Raw genomic sequence first — 17600 nt, 5'->3', positions numbered from 1 at the left:
GTCAGTGGACCGTGACCTGGCCAAGCGCCGGTTTTTGCTCCTGGGCCTGATGTTGCGGTGCGTAGACCTGAGTGAAGCGTACCGGTGGCAGATTGAACTGCCCCTTTTGTGAGAAACGCACCAGATGCCGCAGGCGCAGCTCGCCGCTCAGGGCATCCACGGGAACCGCATAGGTCATCTGCCCCGGTTCGAACCGCGCCTTCTCCAGCGCCGTCGGTTCGCTACCTGCCTTGCCCAGCAACTTGATACCCCAGGTGGTTCGCTCGACATCGGCACCCGGCGGCAGCGGCACTTCGAGCATGCCGTAGCGCAGCGGTTTGGCGGCTTTGCTGGTGATGATCACTTCGTCCAGATACAGGCTGTCGCTGGACAACGGCTGCGTGCCGACGGCTTCGAGCTTGAAGGTGAAGGCTTCGTCACCCGGCACCAGTCGCGACAGGCGGCGGGTAATGCTCACCGCCATCGGGTCAAGCGCCGGCTGTTGGGTCTGATAGCTCAGCATCGCGCGCAGCGGACGTTCCTGGGTGCCGCTCAGCGACAGCACACTCGGCACGGGCGCAGGGCCCTGCCACGTCCAGAACATCTCGCCGCTGGCACCGTAGCGTTTCTTCCAGCCTTCGCCTGGCGCCAGCGCAATGGTCGGCGACGCCTGCTCGATGCTGCGTTGCAACCAGGTCAGCGCCAGTGCCCGCTCCAGGGTCGACTGCTGCGGCAACAGACGCTGCAACAACGCTTGTGCGCGGCTCTGATCGAAGGCCTGCAACGACAGGTTCAACGCCTCGGCAAATGGCTGCGAGCTGACCGCCAGACGCTGTTGCGCCTCCGTCAGTCGGCGGTTGAATGCGTCCGGCAGATTGACTTTCGCCTGCCTGGCCAACGCGGCGGTCAATGTACGCGCTGCCGCCAGCCCCAAGGCCGAATCCGGGTCGCTCATGACCAGGCTGTCTTCGCCATCCTCCATCAGGCTCGCGGCATGGCCCTCGCCTGCTGCGGCGAGATCGTCCATCAGGCCGCTGAGCAAGGTGTTGACCGGTAATTGCATCTGTTTGGCAAACGACAGAATCAGCGCCCGTTGCAACAACGGCGTGTTCCTGGCCTGTTTGGAGTAGACCTCCAGTACTCTCTGCCAATGCTCCGGCGGCAGGCTCAGCTCCAACGCTTTGCTCGCATGCCAGTCGGCGTAGTAGGCATACGCAGTGAGGAAGGCATCCGGTTCGCCGTCCATGCCCCACCAGGTAAAACTCGCCGATGGCCCGGCCATTTGCACCAACCGCAGACGGCTGTTCTGCATGATCAGGCGCAAGCGATCACGAATCTGCGGGTTCGACGCCAGTGTCGGATAGGCAATGCTCAACGGCAGCAAACGGCTGGCGGTCTGCTCGACGCCGCCGTACGGGTAGCTCAGCAGATCGTCGAGCGCCGAACGGAACAGCGCTTGCGGGCTGTCGTCCAGCCGCAGGCGAATGTCCGTCGCATCGCTCGGCACATTCAACGCAGTATCACCGCTGGTGGCGTCCAGGCTTTGGCTCTGCGTGACCTGCCAGCCGTTACCGCTCAACGCCAGGTTCACGGCCAGGGCATCCACGGTTTTGCCATCCTGGACCAGCTCGGCGCGCCACTCGCCATCGCTCAGGGCAAACGCTGGAAGCGCGACATAGTTGATGCCGTTGCTCAGAGTGACCGGCAAGCGCTGTTCGCTGCCGGCGTAATGGATCAGCAACTCGGCCTTGACCGGTTGCTCGGCCTGGCTGAACGCGAACACACCAAGATCCGGTTTGTCGCCATTACGGAACCGGGTCGGACCGCTCCACTTCAGGTACAGCGGCTTCTCCGAACGCACGAACTGCTTCTTCTGCCCAACCTGCCCGTCATCGGCAATGGCCCGGGCGGTGATGCGCCAGCGGGTCAACGAGTCTGGCATGGTGAAGGTGAAGCGGGTTTTGCCACTGGCGTCGGTGACCAGTTCCGGCTGCCACGCAGCGGTGTCGACGTCTTCGCGACGCGGGCGCTCCAGTACTTTTACACCGCGCTCGCTGCGATTGGCCTTGCCCGGCGCACCAGGGCTACCCGGCAACGCAACGTCGTAGCTGATGAACGACAGACTGGCGCTGGTACGCACGTTGTTACGCCGTGGGTGGTAGAAGAACTGGTCGATGCTGGGCGCGACTTCCGGTTGCAGCGCGTAGACCATTTCATCGACCACACTGACCGTCAGGTGCGCCGCAATCGGCTTGCCGGCGAATGCAGCGGTGAGGTCCACCGACACGGTTTCACCTGGCTGATAGGCCTCTTTGTCGGTCGCGATGGCGACGTCGATCTGCGGCGCGATCACTTTGATGCCGGCGTTCTGGAAGCTGTACTGACCACCCTTGGTGTACAGCACGGAGAAAGTCAGGTTCGGCGCGAAATTATCCTTCACGGGAATACGCGCGCGGTATTGGGTGTCGCTGAGTTTTTCCATCTTCAGCCAGTCGCCGCCCTTGGACATCAGCGCCGTGGCCTCGACCTTGTCACGCTCCAGGGAAAGCAAGGCATCACTGACCGGCTCCGGGAAAGTGATCAGCGCCAGGGCCTCGTCACCTGCGTTGTACTCGGCTTTGTCGAGGACGATTTCCACAGTCCCGGGTACCGCCTTGATGCCGTCACCGGTGACCGAATGGCCGGTAGCGCCGACCACCCGCCCATGCTCGTCTTTCAACGTCAGGTTGTAGGTGCCTGGCCGTTCGAAAGCCAGGGTAAAGCCCTGGTCGCTGGCCGTGAGTTTGCCCTCACCGGTGCTCTGGTCTTCCAGGCGCACCCAGCTGTAAGCGCTCGGCGTCAACGCCTTGCCCTGCTCGCTGCCGCCTTCATTGAGGTAGTTGAAAACCACCTTGTCACCCACCGCACTGAAGCGTTGCGGCGCGCTTAACCGGAAGGTCGCGGCACCACGATCGATGAGGATTTCCTTGGTGGTCTTGACCCGATACGCCGCGCCATCACTGGCGAACACGGTGAGCATGTAGCGGCTCGGTTTGTCGGTCGCCGGCAGGTCGAGGGTCGCAGTGCCCTTGGCGTCCGTGGTCAATTCGGCGCTGGTGAGCTCCACCGGGAATTGCCCGAGGTATTGCAGCTCGTTGTCGACCATCGACAGTTGTTGCGCACGCAGGCTCAGGCTCAACTTGGCGTTGGCCACCGGCTTGCCGTCCGGGTAGAGCAACACCAGGTTGCCCTTCACCGGCTCGCCGGTGCGGTAATCCTGTTTTGCCAGGTTCAGGGCAATTTCGAAGTGCGGCTTGATGTATTCGGCGACACGGAAGGCGCTGCTGTAGGCCTGATCCTTGTAGTTGAAACGCAGCTCATAACCACCGGCCACCGCGTTCTCCGGCAACTGGAAACGGCCCTGGGTGCCCGCCTTCGAATCCAGCTTGAGTGCCAGCGATTGCAGCGCGGTGCCCGTGGCGTCGAGCACGGTCAGGTTGACGTCGGCGGCGCCGGGCGCCACCGAGTCACGGGCGTTTTTGAACTCGCGCCCAACGATCTTCAGCGACACCCAATCCCCCGGCCGATACAGCGGTCGATCGGTAAAGGCATAGAGCTTGGTGTCGTAGATTTCGCTGTCGTAATAGAAGTTCTCGGAGACGAACACCCCGCCCTCTTCGTCCTCGCCGATCACGAACGAACGCTCGGGGCTGACGTGTTTCAAGCGCAGCAGGCCATCGGCGTCGGTCGCGCCGCTGCTCATCACGCCCAGGCCATCTGTCCACAGCACATCCACCTTGGCCACCGAACTGCCTTCGTGTTTGCGCGCCGCCCATACCAGCAGTTCATCACCGGCAATCTTGCTCACCGCCACGGTGTTGGAGACGAACACCATGGTGGTGGCGCGGTACTTGCCGATCAGCGCTTCCACCAGGTACAGGCCCGGTTTGAGGTTGCCCAACGGAATGTAGACGTTACCCGGTGCGACGCTGACGAACTCACTGGACGAGCCGGCCAGGTTGACACCGGGTGGTGGCTGGATCGGCTTGGCTTGCCACAACGGGTATCGGAACTGGCTGACCACCGGCAAGCCCGGTATCAGGGCGAATTGCGGTTGCGCGTCGTAAGGTGTCGGCGCGGCGATCGCGGCGCCCATCTTCAACTCAGGCACCTCTTCGGTGACCTGCTGACGGGATTCGTAGGAAAACGCCCGTTGCATCACCCGACGGGATTTGCGGTACCAGTTGTCCCACAGGTAAGCGAGGGTGTTGGACAGGCCCTCGCCCTTGAACTGACCGTCGCTGACCACCCGATGCAGGTTCTTCTGGCGCTTGAGGAAGTCCAGTGGCTTGTCGATGCGGTAGACACGAATATCGGCGCCGCCGTAGGGCTCCATGCGGAAACGACGATAGTCGCGACCCGGCGCTTCAAGGCGCACCATCGCCTGTTCGTCGCTGGCAAAACTGCTGTCGGCCAGCAGGAAGAAACTTTCACCGGCCACCGGCGTGTAGCCGCTCGGCTCAACGGTGTCTTCGGCGTGGGCCAACGGCACCAGCAGCGCCAACAACAAAGAAATTCGTGAGCAAATGCGCAGCATGCGGGCACCGGTCATTGGGTGAGAAAATTCAGTCGATAGACGCCGATGAAGTTGGGGTTGGCTGCATCGGGTATCCATCGGGTGTCCTTCCATGTCATGAGTTGTTGCAGGCTTGCCGAGCGCATGCCGTTGTCAGTAGGGGTGGTGGTGCCGGTGTGGTAGGCGATGTAGCGGCCCATCCAGATCATCAGGTGCTGGTCGTCACCCTGATCGAAAAACATCAGGTCGCCGGGCCGCGCTTGCGTCACGTCACGGCCCACCAGGTGGCTGTTGAACTGGATCAGTTTGATCGCATTCACATACGGCCCGACCTTGCCGCCGCCCTGTTGCCATTGCTGCGCCAAACCGCGCTGGGCCTCGCTCAATTGCATTTCCGGTGGCAGGTAGCGGTTGGACAGGCCATTGCTGCGCAGCCATTTGTCGTCGTGCACCTTCAGCGCTTCGTTGGCGGCAAAACGGACCAGGCCCGCGCAGTCCTGCTGAAACCAGCGCGGGCTGGGCCCCTGGCTCAATTGTTCCTGGGCGATGCGCACAAACCAGGCGCGGAAGACCTGGGATTGCTGCGGATCGAGTGCGGCCGCCTCATTGGCGAATGCGCGACTGCCCAGCAACAGCGCCAGCAGGCCGAGGCTGCGGATAAGCGAATTCACAGCGCCTTCCACTCCAGTGGCAGCCATTGCCAGTGACCGTCAGGCTCGCTGCCTTCTGGCAGGGTCAGCGCATATTTGCCGTAGCCGCCGAGCTTGCGCAGCTTGGGGATCAAGTAGGTTTGTGCGGCGTTGTAGAACACCGGTTCCATGTCTTGCGGCAGGCTGTCGAGGGTTTCGCGCTGCATCAGTTGCGCCATGGAATCGGGGCCGAAATAGACCGGCATCAGCAGGTCCTTGGGCACCACGTCGGCCATTGGCGGGAAGTGCTTGTCGAGGGTGTCGAGCGCCTTGCCCACCAGCTTGTCGTCGAGGGAAAACAACAGGGTCGAGCCATGGCGCGCCAGGCTGACTTTCATGAACGCCTTGCCCGTGATCGCGTCGGGGTTCTCGGCGTCTTTGGCCTTGTACGGGCCAAAATTGGAGCTGACCTGACGCACCCACTGATGGCTGGCGCCTTCCTGCTTCTCGGCTATCGGGAATACTTTATCTTCGACGTTGCCCTCATAGGCGCCGACCATCGAGCCGAACAGCGTGCCCAACTCGCCGTCGAGACTGGCGTTGTCTTTGTCGTTGAGGCTGGCCACCAGCAGCGGCGTGTACAACCGCGAATCGGCGTACCAGCAGAGCCCGGCGGCGCCCGCCAGCTGTTCGGTCAGCGCCTGGGCGACCTTTTCCTCGGCACCCAACTTCACCAGCAGGGGCCTCTGCTGCTCGGCGGCCAGTGGCAGCGCCACGCAGGCGCTGGCGCCCATCGGCATGGCTTGCCAGATCGGCTTGAAGTCGAAGTCCGGCTGGTTCTCCAGCTCGTCCATGGCCAGGTAGCTGTGCCAGCCCTTGTCGTCCATGTCAAAACGCAATCCGGCGAAGTTGGGGATGAAGCGTTGATACCCCATGGCCAGGACGCTGGCATTGACGGCCAGGCGTTGCTTCACTTCGGGTGCACGAGGGGCGAGGCCAAAGGCTTCAGGGAACAGTTTGTCACCGCTGAGCAAGGCGCCAATGGCTTGCGTCGAGACGTTGCCCGGCTCCTGCTGCTCGCCGGATTGCGCGTCATAGAGTTTCGTCGGGTTGGACAGCACCACCAGTTTGTCGCCATGGGAAGCGAACAACAGCGCCTTGCTGGCGCTATAAGTCAGTTGATAAAGCGCCACATCGTCGGCCCCGACTTTCACGTCGCCGACCTTGCTCAACTGCGTATCGTCCAGCGCCACTTTCGCCAGTGGTTCCAGCACCTTGGCCAGGCCACCGCGATCCATCACCAGCAAGAAGTCCTTCAGGCGGCCATCCGCCCCGCGCCACAGTGCCACGTCTGCCGGTTGGTCGAAGAGTTGTTCGATCAGGCTGTCCTGCAACTTCAGCTCATGCTCATAGATGATCCGCCGCAGACTGCCGATCAGACCGAGGCGATCGGCATGGGTTTGGTAATAGAAGACGAAATCTTCCGTCAGGGTTTCCTTCAGGAAGGGCACCGCCAGCAAGTCCTTGGGCAACTGGCTCAAGGAATGGGTTTCGAGCAAGCCGTCCGGGCGGCTCATGCCCAGTTTGTCACTGGCCAGTTGTGCGGCTGGCAACTTGGGTTTGTGCAGGAACCAACCCAGCCCGCCCGCCACGCCGGCCACCAGGCACAAGCCAATCAGCAACGCCGGCCAGCGGCGGGGAATCTTGCCGGCAGGTGCTTCGGCGGCCGGGGTAACAGTGTTATCGCTCATGTTCACAAAGCCCAATTCATCCGTGGAGCGGGATGCTTAATAGTTGAATGTCTTGACCAGCAGCAGGTCACCGATGGCGCGCAGGGGGACGACGAAGGTCTCGCGTTTTTCGTCGACGGTGTTCTCGTTGAGCACCAGATTGATCTGCGAGGTGATCACCTCGTTCTGGTTGCTGGTCTCATCGAAGTTATAGCCGCCGCTGCCGAAGTTGCCCCAATAGTTCACGTAAACCAGATAGGTGCCGCGCATGGGTGCGGTCATGGTGAACATCTCGGGGCCCGGGCCGTCGACGCCGTCCGGGTCCAGGCCGCCACCATTGGTCAATGCCGTGTGGGCAAAAAACGCATGCTGGCCGTCCGGGGTAATGATATGCAGGTCGAGTTCGGCTTTGGGGTCGTCCCAACCCAGCACCACGCGAATTCGGGCCGGGGTGCGCAGGTTATTGGCTTCATAGAACTGAACACGCCTGAGCGACTGGCCCTCGGCGCTGCGCACTTCGACGCTGTTGGAGCCCGCGCCAAAGGCGTACGGCCGGGCGAAACGGTCCGCGTCGTCGGTGTAAAGGTTCAAAGGGTTGCCATTGACCGCCAGCGTATGCGGCCCGCGCTGGCTGCCGATGGCCTTGAGCTGACCTTCGATCATCGTGCGATTGCGCTGCACGCCCCGGTCAATGGGTGGCGTGGGGTAGGCCACTCGAGGGTTATCACTGCGATCGAGCAAGCCGTTGTAACGCCAGCCGCCCACCGGCTCGGACAACTCGGCCGTCGGCCCGGCCCAGGCTGCCGATGCAGCTACCAAGCCCAGGCCCATCAGCACCAGAATGAATGAACGCATGTGACGCCTCCTGCCATGCACAACGAAACCTTGCACCCGATCCTCGGCGCGTTACAGAGGCAAAACCTGCGTTTCGTCAGAAAGCCCCATGACCGTTGGGTCAGGGAAGGCGCGAAGGTTAGCCATTTGGTGGCTTTTTAACAATTGGTGGCCTTCTTAAATGCGGCCCCGTTCACGTCTGTTGCTGGACGGTGAGCCGAATAAAGCGATTATTGGGCTCATCTCAACCCGGAGCGAAGCGCCATGGCACCGCAATGGATCTGGCAGCAACCGGATTGGCCCAATACCCTGTTGTTGGGCCATCCTTCTCGCGATGTCGGTGTGTCAGTCAACATTGAGCTGCAAGACACTCCGCTATCGCGAGCAAGCTCGCTCCTACAGGGGAAGGGTCGCGATTCACACCCGTCAATTTGCCCATAACCCCCCTATCTGCTAGTGTCCCGCCGGTTTAACGTCAACCGGAATTAGCCGCCATGGCCCGCAAAAAAGCTGCACTGGATTTCGAACAATCCCTCGCCGACCTGCAAACGCTGGTGGAGCGACTGGAGAACGGCGAATTGTCGCTGGAAGACTCGCTGACGGCTTTCGAGCAAGGCATCGGTCTGACCCGTGATTGCCAGGCGGCGCTGGCCCAGGCCGAGCAGAAAGTGCAAGTGCTGCTCGAGCGAGACGGCGAGCTGGCCGAAGAACCTTTCGACGCGGACCAGCCAGAATGATTGCTGCGTACTCCGCGACCAGCCAGGCCCGCGTCGACGCGGCACTGGAAAGACTGTTCACCGCGCCGAGCCCTGAGCTGGCACGGCTTTACGAAGCCATGCGCTACAGCGTGATGAACGGCGGCAAGCGCGTTCGTCCATTGCTGGCCTATGCCGCTTGCGAAGCGCTGGGTGGCGAGGCCGAGCAAGCCAACGGCGCCGCTTGCGCAGTTGAACTGATCCACGCCTATTCCCTGGTGCACGACGACCTGCCGGCTATGGACGACGACGATCTGCGTCGCGGCCAGCCGACCACCCACAAGAAATTCGACGAAGCCTGCGCGATTCTCGCCGGCGACGGCTTGCAGAGCCTGGCCTTCAGCGCTTTGTTGGATCCGGACCTTAGCTCGGTCAATGCCCAAATCCGCCTGCAAATGGTCAGCGCGCTGGCATTGGCCGCAGGTCCCGCGGGCATGGTTGGCGGTCAAGCCATCGACCTCGGTTCGGTGGGTTTGAAACTTGACCAGAAAGCCCTCGAATACATGCACCGGCACAAGACCGGCGCGCTGATCGAGGTCAGCGTCAAACTCGGTGCCCTGGCCAGCGGCCGTGCCGAAAAAGACGAACTGAAATCGCTGAAGACTTATGCACAGGCCATCGGCCTGGCGTTCCAGGTGCAGGACGACATTCTCGACGTCGAAAGCGATACCGAGACCCTGGGCAAACGCCAGGGTGCCGACATCGCCCGCGACAAGCCGACCTACCCGGCCTTGCTGGGGCTCGACGCGGCCAAGGCCTACGCCTTGGAACTGCGCGATCAGGCGCTGCACGCGCTGCGACCGTTTGACGCGGACGCAGAACCATTGCGCGACTTGGCCCGGTATATCGTCGGCCGCCGCAGCTGACGGCGTATCGGCCAAAAAAGACCAACGCGTGGGCAGGGGGCGATGCATCAGGTAAACTGCCGCATCTTTTATACCTATAACGATTCGCCTGATGCCCACGACGTTTCATGAGATTCCCCGCAAGCGCCCGACCACGCCCCTGCTCGACCGCGCCAACACGCCGGACGGCCTGCGCCGGCTAGGTGAAGCCGAGCTGGAAACCCTGGCCGATGAGTTGCGCCTGGAATTGCTCTACACGGTCGGCCAGACCGGTGGGCATTTCGGTGCCGGCCTGGGCGTCATCGAGCTGACCATCGCGCTGCATTACGTCTTCGACACCCCGGACGACCGGCTGGTGTGGGACGTCGGTCATCAGGCCTATCCGCACAAGATCCTCACTGGCCGTCGCGAGCGCATGGGCACGCTTCGCCAGAAGGACGGCGTAGCCGCCTTTCCGCGCCGCTCCGAGAGCGAGTACGACACCTTTGGCGTCGGTCACTCCAGCACCTCGATCAGCGCCGCGCTGGGCATGGCCATTGCCGCTCGCCTGCAAAACAGCGAGCGCAAGGCGATTGCGGTGATCGGCGACGGCGCGTTGACCGCCGGCATGGCCTTCGAGGCGCTGAACCACGCGCCAGAAGTGGACGCCAACATGCTGGTGATCCTCAACGACAACGACATGTCGATTTCGCGCAATGTCGGTGGCCTCTCGAACTACCTGGCGAAAATCCTTTCCAGCCGCACCTACGCCAGCATGCGCGAGGGCAGCAAAAAGGTCCTGTCGCGCCTGCCGGGCGCCTGGGAAATCGCCCGCCGCACCGAAGAATACGCCAAGGGCATGCTGGTCCCCGGCACCCTGTTCGAAGAGTTGGGCTGGAACTACATCGGTCCTATCGACGGCCACGACCTGCCGACGCTGATCGCCACCCTGCGCAACATGCGTGACCTCAAGGGCCCGCAGTTCCTGCACGTGGTCACCAAGAAAGGCAAAGGCTTCGCCCCGGCGGAAGTCGACCCGATCGGTTACCACGCGATCACCAAGCTTGAGCCGGTCGATGCCCCGGCCACCGCGCCGAAAAAGGCCGGCGGGCCAAAGTATTCCGGTGTGTTCGGCGAATGGCTGTGCGACATGGCCGCCGCCGACCCTCGCCTGGTGGGCATTACCCCGGCGATGAAGGAAGGCTCCGACCTGGTGGCGTTCAGCGAACGTTTCCCGCTGCGTTATTTCGATGTGGCGATTGCCGAGCAACACGCCGTGACCCTCGCCGCCGGCATGGCTTGCGAAGGCGCCAAACCGGTGGTGGCGATTTACTCGACGTTCCTGCAACGCGGTTACGACCAGTTGGTGCATGACGTCGCGGTGCAAAACCTCGATGTGCTGTTTGCCATTGACCGCGCCGGCCTGGTAGGCGAAGACGGCCCGACCCACGCAGGCAGTTTTGACCTGTCGTTCCTGCGCTGCATTCCCGGCATGCTGGTGATGACCCCAAGCGACGAAAACGAACTGCGCAAGATGTTGACGACCGGCCATCTGTACAACGGCCCGGCGGCGGTGCGCTATCCGCGCGGCACCGGCCCGAACGCAACCATCGAGAAAGACCTGCAACCGATCGAGATCGGCAAGGGGGTGGTTCGTCGCCGCGGTCAAAAAGTCGCGCTGCTGGTGTTCGGCGTACAACTGGCCGAAGCCCTGAAAGTCGCCGAGACGCTGGACGCGACCGTGGTCGACATGCGTTTCGTCAAACCGCTGGATGAAGCCCTCGTGCGCGAAATCGCCGGCAACCACGATCTGCTGGTGACCATCGAGGAAAACGCGATCATGGGGGGCGCCGGTGGCGCGGTCAGCGAATTCCTAGCCCAGGAAAACATCCTCAAGTCGATCCTGCACCTGGGCCTGCCGGACACGTATGTCGAGCACGCCAAACCGGCGCAGATGCTGGCTGAGTGCGGCCTGGATGAAGCGGGGATCGAGGCGTCGGTGCGCAAGCGCCTCGCATTGTTGAACACTTAAATTTCACACCCAATGCAAAACCTGTGGGAGCGGCGGTGCGACGGTTCGACATTTGTTTTTAGTGCCAAATGGATTACCCATGAACTTCCCCCGCCTCGCCCTGGCGTTGACCCTCCTGCCATCCGCCCCGCTGCTGGCCGACACCTTCGAACGCGACCAGGCCCTCAAGCTGCCAGACGTGTTGATCAGCGCCAATCGCCAGGTCGAGGCACGCAATGACAGCAGCGCCGCCAATACCGTGTTTACCCGCGAAGACATCGACCGCCTGCAACCGAGTAGCGTGACTGATCTGCTGCGACGCGTGCCGGGCGTGCAGGTAGGGCAAACCGGCGGTCGCGGCAGCCTGCCGGGCGTCTACATTCGCGGCACCAAATCGGCACAGAGCCTGGTATTGGTTGATGGCCAACGCATCGGCAACTCGACCTCCGGCGACAGCAACCTGCAACACATCAACATTGAGCAGGTCGAGCGCGTCGAAGTGCTGCGCGGCTCGCGCTCGGTGATCTATGGCAGTGACGCGATTGGCGGGGTGATTCAGATATTCACCCGGCGCGGTGGCGAGCAGGGCCTGCAGCCGCGCCTTCACGTGGGTTGGGGCAGCAACCAGACCTGGGAACGCAGCGTGGGCTTGTCCGGAGGTGACGAGCAAACCCGTTTTAATCTCGGCGCCAGTCTCGATGAAACCGCCGGGATCGATCGCACCCGGGAGTCCTATCCCAACGATGGCGATCATGATGAGTACCGCAACAAATCCATCAGCCTTTCCTTGAGCCATGCGGTCAACGAAGACCTGGAAGTGGGCGCCAACCTCCTGGATAACCGCGGTAAAAGCGCGTTCGACAGCCCCTTTGTCCAGCAGCAACCCTACAACCGCTTCACCGTCAGCAGCCTGAGCAGTTACATCGATGGGCGTGTCAACGAAAGGTGGAAAACCCGAGTCGAATTCGGCCACAGCGAAAACCGTGAAAAAACCTTCGATGAGCTCAGCGACGAACGCAGCGTATTCAACACTTACCGCGATTCGGTGACCTGGCAGAACGATCTCACGCTCGACGCCCGCAACAGCCTGATCCTGGGCGGGGACTGGTACGAGGACCGCATCAATAGCAGTACTGCCTTCGATGAAGACAGTCGCTGGAACCGTGCTGCGTTTGTGCAACATCGCTTCGAGGCCGACAGTTTTTCCACGGAATTGGGACTGCGCCGCGACCAGAACCAGCAGTTCGGTAGCCAGAACAGTTGGAGCGGCACCTTCACCCTGCCGCTGAACGCGGACAATGACCTGCTGCTGACCTACAGCGAGGGCTTCCGCGCCCCGACCTTCAACGACCTGTACTACCCGGATTTCAGCAACCCGGACCTCAAGCCGGAAACCTCGAAAAGCTACGAGCTGCAATGGCGCAGCCAACTGACCGATACCAGCCGGCTCGAAGCCTCGCTGTACCGCACCGACCTCAAGGACGCGATCATCTTCGGCAGTAACAATCGCCCGCAGAACGTCGCCTCGGCGCGGATCAACGGCTTTGAGGCGGGATTAAAGCAAGAACTGTTCGGTTGGCAGAGTAATCTCGGGGTCGCGATCATCGACCCGCGCGACCGCGACAGCGGCCACACCCTGGCCCGGCGTGCGCGACGCACCTTGAGCCTGGACCTGGACCGTCAGTTCGGTCGCCTGGGTCTCGGTGCCAGCTGGCAAGCGGTGAGCAGCAGTTTTGACGATGAGAACAATCGGCAGCCGCTGGGAGGCTACGCGCTGCTGGGACTGCGCAGCAGTTGGGCGCTCAATCGCGAAGTCACGCTGGAGCTGAAGGTGGATAACCTGCTGGACAAGGGTTACAGCCGGGCGCTTTACAGCCATGACGGCGGTGAGTACGGGTATCGTGAGGAAGGTCGAGCGTGGATGTTCGGGGTGACCTGGACGCCCCAGCTCTGATCCGGATTGTTCGGTGTATTGACTGGCCTCATCGCGGGCAAGCCCGCTCCTACAGATTTCAAGAGCGCCACAACCCCCTGTAGGAGCGAGCTTGCTCGCGATAGCCGCACCTCGGTTCAACGGTCAGGCGCAATCACCCGGCACAACCTGGCCGTCGCCTCAACCATCTGCCCACTCGGCCGCTCCAGGCCTTTGTCAGTCACCAGCAGCAACCTGTCACCCGCCACCGCAGCCACCTGCGGCCAGGCCCGCCACGCATTGAGCTGCGCCTGATCACCGGCCAGGATCACCTCGGGATTACGCTGCAACACGGCCTCGACACTGACCTGCGGCGCCGGCAGCGTCAGGTCGGCGAACACGTTGCGTGCCCCGCAAACCTGAAGCGCATCACTGATGATCTGTCCGCCGCCGACGGTATACAGCGGGCGATCCCAGACCTGATAAAACACTCGCAGTGGCTCATCACGCCGATACCGCTGGCGCAGCGATGCCAGGCGTTCGCGCAAGCCGCTGGCCAATGAAGCGCCACGCTCGGGTCGACCCAGTTGCACGGCAATGGATTCGATTTGCGCGGTCATTTGCTCAAGGTCGTGCGGTTCGGCGACGTAGGTGGGGATACCCAGGCGCTTGAGCTGGTCACGTTGGGCCGGACCCACGCTGCCAGGCCAAAGCAGCAGCAAGTCGGGTTGCAGGCTGAGCAGGCGCTCGATGTTCAATTGGCCATAACGACCCACGGACGGCAGCGACCTGATTTCAACCGGGCGCTCTCCAGCATCCAGCACACCGACGAGAAGGTCGGCGGAGCCCAGTTCAATCACGATTTCGGATAATGACGGCGCAAGGCTGACGACACGCTCGGCAGCGCTGGCCAAACCGCTGGCAGCCAGTAACAGAACCGCCAGCCAGGCACACGGCATCAGCTGAGTTGACGCGGGATGCGGTAGAGGTAAAACAGCACGGCAGTCGAAATGGCCAACAGCACCAGGGGCACCGCCTCCAACCCCACGAACACGGCCAGGGCGCCGATCCAGGCGGGCAGGCCAGCCGCGAGAAAGGCCGCGCGACGTCGGGCGGCCAGGATGATCCAGGCAGCGGGCTCTTCAGGCGTATCGAGGGCTTTCCCGGTGGCAATCAATGCATGTTTGTAGCGATTGAAAAACTTCAAGCTGACAAACATCGATGCCATGCCGGCGATGAACATTGGCATCGCCAGCACCGGCAGAAATGGCTCACTGGTGCCAAACACGCCATTGATCACGAACAGTGGCAACAGACCCAGCGCCAGGTATTGCCACCAACTGACGGCCAGTCGCCGTCGCACTTGGCCACGGGTCACGCCCGATCTACCTCGCCCTGGTGCTCGTTCCCCATCATATGGTCGAGCTTTGTCGCCTTGGTCGCCAGATAGAGTTTGTTGTGCGGGTTATGGCCGGTGTGCAGCGGCACACGCTCGGCGACCACGATGCCCATGTCGGTCAGGGCTTTGACCTTGCGCGGGTTGTTGGTCATCAGGCGCAGGGACTTCACCCCCATGTGTTCAAGCATCGGCAGGCACATGGCGTAGTCACGCTGGTCGGCGGCGAAACCCAGGCGCTCGTTGGCTTCCACGGTATCGGCGCCGCCATCCTGCAATTCATAGGCGCGGATCTTGTTCAAAAGACCGATGCCACGGCCTTCCTGGCGCAGATACAGCAATACGCCACGGCCTTCACGGGCGATGGCCCGCAGCGCGGCTTCGAGTTGCGAGCCGCAGTCGCAGCGCTGGCTGAACAGAGCGTCACCGGTCAGGCATTCGGAGTGCAAGCGCCCGAGTACCGGCGTGCCGTCGTCGAACTCACCCAGGCTCAGCACGACGTGCTCTCGCCCACTTTCCTCATCGAGGAAACCATGCATGGTGAATTGCGCAAAGGGCATTGGCAGCTTGCAAGCGGCGACAAAAACGACGGACACCGGGGTGCTCCTGATCTAGGTACTGGAGTTTCACAGAGGCGGCATTGTAACAGCACGTTCCGAGAGACGCTTAGGCTGAATTATGGGGCATAACGATCTAAATGTTTGATCGCTGCTCGCTCATCGCTCCTACAGGGATGGCGGGCTATTCAAAGGGGTATGGCTGCTTCCAGCGCTCGAAGATCGGCTTCAACTGGCCGTTTTTCACCAACAAGTCCATACGTTGGTCGAACAGCGCCATCAATTTTCGCGCTTTGGGGTTGTCGGCAAAGCACAAGTACAGCGGCAGCTCGGCAACGTGCGTACGCCGGAAAAGCGACGGGTCCTTGGCCCGGCGGATCACGTAATCCACCTCTGTCAGCGCGTCGATGTAGTAGTCCACGCGGTTGTGCAGGAGCATCGAAAGAATGCCGGTACGGCGCACGACTTCGTTATAACGAGTCACGTTGGGCAAGCGATCCTGGTAATCGTAGCCACGAACCCAGGCCAGTCGATAATTGCCCAGGGTCTGCGCTGTTGGCACCGGACTGCTCGCCAGGCCCAGGGCATAGATGTGATCGGTATCGAAGTTCCAGCGTGGGTACAGCAGGTCGCTGACTTCCTTATGGTAGGAACCCACGCACGCGTCCACTTCGCCGTGCTGAGCCAGGCCGATGGAGCGGGTGTAGGGTTCGGTGCGGATGTCCAGTTTGACCCCGGCCGGTTCGAACACCTCGCGCAGAACGTCCCAGCCCAGGCCATGGCCGTCGGCGGCGGTGTAGTCCTCCCAGTCTTCGCTGGCCAGATGAATGACCGTGGGCGTCGTCATGTCCTCTCCCGCCTGGGCGAGAGCGCCGAACACCGCAAATACCATCACCGCCAACCAGCGCCGAGCCATCCCAGCCCTCCTTTCTCGCCAATCAGGCGAAGATCCATACCAACCCTTGCATCGCCAGCCATGCAAACACCCCGGCCAGTACGTCGTCGAGCATGATCCCGACGCCGCCATGCACATGCCGGTCGACCCAGTGAATCGGCCACGGTTTGAGGATGTCGAAGAAACGGAACACGACAAAACCCGCGAGCAACCAGTACCAGCCTTCAGGCACCAGCCAAAGGGTGATCCACATACCGACCATTTCGTCCCAGACGATGCCTTCGTGGTCGTGCACTCGTAAATCGTCGGCCACCTTGCCGCACAGCCAGAAGCCGAACAGCATGGTGATGCCCAACATCAGCCAGTAACCCCAGTCTGGCAACATTTGCCACAACGGGATGAAGGGTAGCGCAACTAGCGACCCCCAAGTGCCTGGCGCCTTGGGCAAGGTGCCCGAACCGAAGCCAAACGCGAGAAAATGCCAGGGATTGCGCCAGACCGACGGCGGAACGAACTCTGCCGGCACCTGTTTGGGATGATCTGTCACGTTGTCTCCCGAAAATGTTGATAACCCCGTGTCTGCGGGGTGATGTCTTGTCCATCGGTATCGAGCAGCACGACGCCCTGCCCCGCTACGACTTGCCCGATCACATGGATTGGCCAGCCATCTGCCAACAGGCGCGGCAACTCGACGGACGGCAAGGTGAAGGCCAGCACGTAATCGTCGCCACCGCTCAGTGCCGCCTCTTGCGCACCAGACGCGCCGAGAAAGGCCACCAAGGCTTTCGACAACGGCAATCGGTCCCGTTCAACCTGAATGCCGACCTCCGACGCAAGCGCGATATGCCCGCAGTCGGCGAGTAGGCCATCGGAGATGTCCAGCGCTGAAGTGGCTTTGCCACGCAGTGCCTGCCCCAGCGCCAGTTGCGGACTTGGCGACCAGTAATGTGCCAGCAGGGCATCGGTGACCTCAGCGGGCGCCGTGCGTTGGCCGAGCACCAGTGGCAACGCGCCTGCGGCATTACCCAGATCGCCGCCAACGCACAACAGATCGCCCACCCGGGCGCCGCTGCGGGTCAACGCCTGGCCGGCAGGCACGCGACCGAACACGGTCACGGTCAGGCTCAACGGCCCGCGTGTGGTATCGCCGCCCACCAGCGCCACGCTGCATTGCTGCGCCATCACGTTCAAACCACGGGCATAGGCTTGCAGCCAATCGGCGGTCACCGTCGGCAAGGTCAGGGCAAGGGTAAAGGCAACGGGCGCGGCGCCCATGGCCGCCAGGTCGCTGACGGCCACGGCCAGCGAGCGCTGGCCGAGCAGAAACGGATCGCAAGGATCGGCAAAATGCACACCAGCCACCAGGGTGTCGGTGGAAATCGCCAGTTGTTCCCCGGCGGGAACAGCCAGCAGGGCGCAGTCATCGCCGATCCCGAGGGCAACACCTTCGCCGCCCTGCGCACAAGGCGCGGCGGCGAAGAAGTTGCGAATCAGCTCAAACTCACCCATCGCAGATGCAAGCG

Annotated in this window: 14 protein-coding genes; 4 read left to right on the top strand and 10 right to left on the bottom strand. The window is 62.2% G+C overall.

Annotated elements, in window-relative coordinates; all coding sequences use genetic code 11:
- Nucleotide 1: 1 nt before the first annotated feature.
- The 4 genes from AB4N64_RS28200 to AB4N64_RS28185 are packed head-to-tail and all read right to left on the bottom strand — an operon-like array spanning nucleotide 2 to nucleotide 7748.
- Nucleotides 2-4570 (bottom strand): alpha-2-macroglobulin family protein, encoded by a 4569-nt coding sequence (locus AB4N64_RS28200; RefSeq protein WP_460120507.1) that lies wholly within the window; start codon nucleotides 4568-4570, stop codon nucleotides 2-4.
- Complete coding sequence (locus AB4N64_RS28195) at nucleotides 4567-5232, bottom strand: DUF1175 domain-containing protein (protein WP_460120505.1); 666 nt, start codon at nucleotides 5230-5232, stop codon at nucleotides 4567-4569. The genes AB4N64_RS28200 and AB4N64_RS28195 overlap by 4 nt, the downstream gene beginning before the upstream one ends.
- Nucleotides 5202-6914: a DUF2138 domain-containing protein gene (locus AB4N64_RS28190; protein ID WP_460120503.1), complete on the bottom strand. Its 1713-nt coding sequence runs from the start codon at nucleotides 6912-6914 to the stop codon at nucleotides 5202-5204. The genes AB4N64_RS28195 and AB4N64_RS28190 overlap by 31 nt, the downstream gene beginning before the upstream one ends.
- Before the next feature lie 36 nt (nucleotides 6915-6950).
- On the bottom strand, nucleotides 6951-7748 hold the full coding sequence (locus tag AB4N64_RS28185; protein ID WP_460120501.1) for a YfaP family protein: 798 nt from the start codon (nucleotides 7746-7748) through the stop codon (nucleotides 6951-6953).
- 473 nt (nucleotides 7749-8221) lie between these two features.
- On the opposite strand from AB4N64_RS28185, the gene AB4N64_RS28180 reads away from it, so the two are divergent.
- From AB4N64_RS28180 to AB4N64_RS28165, 4 genes are all read left to right on the top strand, one after another.
- Entirely contained in the window at nucleotides 8222-8464 is a 243-nt protein-coding gene (locus AB4N64_RS28180; RefSeq protein ID WP_007894317.1) for an exodeoxyribonuclease VII small subunit, read from the top strand.
- Nucleotides 8461-9348: a (2E,6E)-farnesyl diphosphate synthase gene (gene ispA, locus AB4N64_RS28175; RefSeq protein WP_460120499.1), complete on the top strand. Its 888-nt coding sequence runs from the start codon at nucleotides 8461-8463 to the stop codon at nucleotides 9346-9348. The genes AB4N64_RS28180 and ispA overlap by 4 nt, the downstream gene beginning before the upstream one ends.
- A gap of 91 nt (nucleotides 9349-9439) precedes the next feature.
- A complete protein-coding gene (gene dxs / locus AB4N64_RS28170; RefSeq protein WP_460120497.1) occupies nucleotides 9440-11338 on the top strand; it encodes a 1-deoxy-D-xylulose-5-phosphate synthase in 1899 nt (632 codons plus the stop codon).
- Nucleotides 11339-11417: 79 nt separating this feature from the next.
- Nucleotides 11418-13271 carry a TonB-dependent receptor domain-containing protein gene (locus AB4N64_RS28165; protein ID WP_460120494.1) on the top strand — a complete coding sequence of 618 codons (1854 nt, stop codon included), beginning with the start codon at nucleotides 11418-11420 and terminating at the stop codon, nucleotides 13269-13271.
- A 116-nt stretch (nucleotides 13272-13387) separates the two neighbouring features.
- Here AB4N64_RS28165 and AB4N64_RS28160 read toward each other — a convergent pair whose 3' ends face one another.
- The 6 genes from AB4N64_RS28160 to thiL form a co-directional block, all read right to left on the bottom strand.
- Nucleotides 13388-14188: a cobalamin-binding protein gene (locus AB4N64_RS28160; protein ID WP_460120492.1), complete on the bottom strand. Its 801-nt coding sequence runs from the start codon at nucleotides 14186-14188 to the stop codon at nucleotides 13388-13390.
- On the bottom strand, nucleotides 14188-14607 hold the full coding sequence (locus tag AB4N64_RS28155; RefSeq protein ID WP_460120491.1) for an MFS transporter: 420 nt from the start codon (nucleotides 14605-14607) through the stop codon (nucleotides 14188-14190). Before AB4N64_RS28155 ends, AB4N64_RS28160 begins: the two co-directional genes overlap by 1 nt.
- Nucleotides 14604-15221, bottom strand: coding sequence for a GTP cyclohydrolase II (gene ribA, locus AB4N64_RS28150; protein WP_460120489.1), 618 nt, complete (start codon nucleotides 15219-15221; stop codon nucleotides 14604-14606). The genes AB4N64_RS28155 and ribA overlap by 4 nt, the downstream gene beginning before the upstream one ends.
- Before the next feature lie 145 nt (nucleotides 15222-15366).
- The gene (locus AB4N64_RS28145; protein WP_460120487.1) at nucleotides 15367-16098 is read right to left on the bottom strand and encodes a substrate-binding periplasmic protein; all 732 of its coding nucleotides are present in this window, start codon (nucleotides 16096-16098) and stop codon (nucleotides 15367-15369) included.
- A gap of 22 nt (nucleotides 16099-16120) precedes the next feature.
- Nucleotides 16121-16624 carry a phosphatidylglycerophosphatase A gene (locus tag AB4N64_RS28140; protein ID WP_368555575.1) on the bottom strand — a complete coding sequence of 168 codons (504 nt, stop codon included), beginning with the start codon at nucleotides 16622-16624 and terminating at the stop codon, nucleotides 16121-16123.
- Nucleotides 16621-17586, bottom strand: coding sequence for a thiamine-phosphate kinase (gene thiL, locus AB4N64_RS28135; protein ID WP_460120485.1), 966 nt, complete (start codon nucleotides 17584-17586; stop codon nucleotides 16621-16623). Before thiL ends, AB4N64_RS28140 begins: the two co-directional genes overlap by 4 nt.
- Nucleotides 17587-17600 lie beyond the last annotated feature (14 nt).

It is taken from the genome of Pseudomonas sp. S2_C03 (assembly GCF_054668405.1).
The sequence above is the reverse complement of the archived record's forward strand: the minus strand, read 5'-3'. Positions and strand labels throughout refer to the sequence as shown.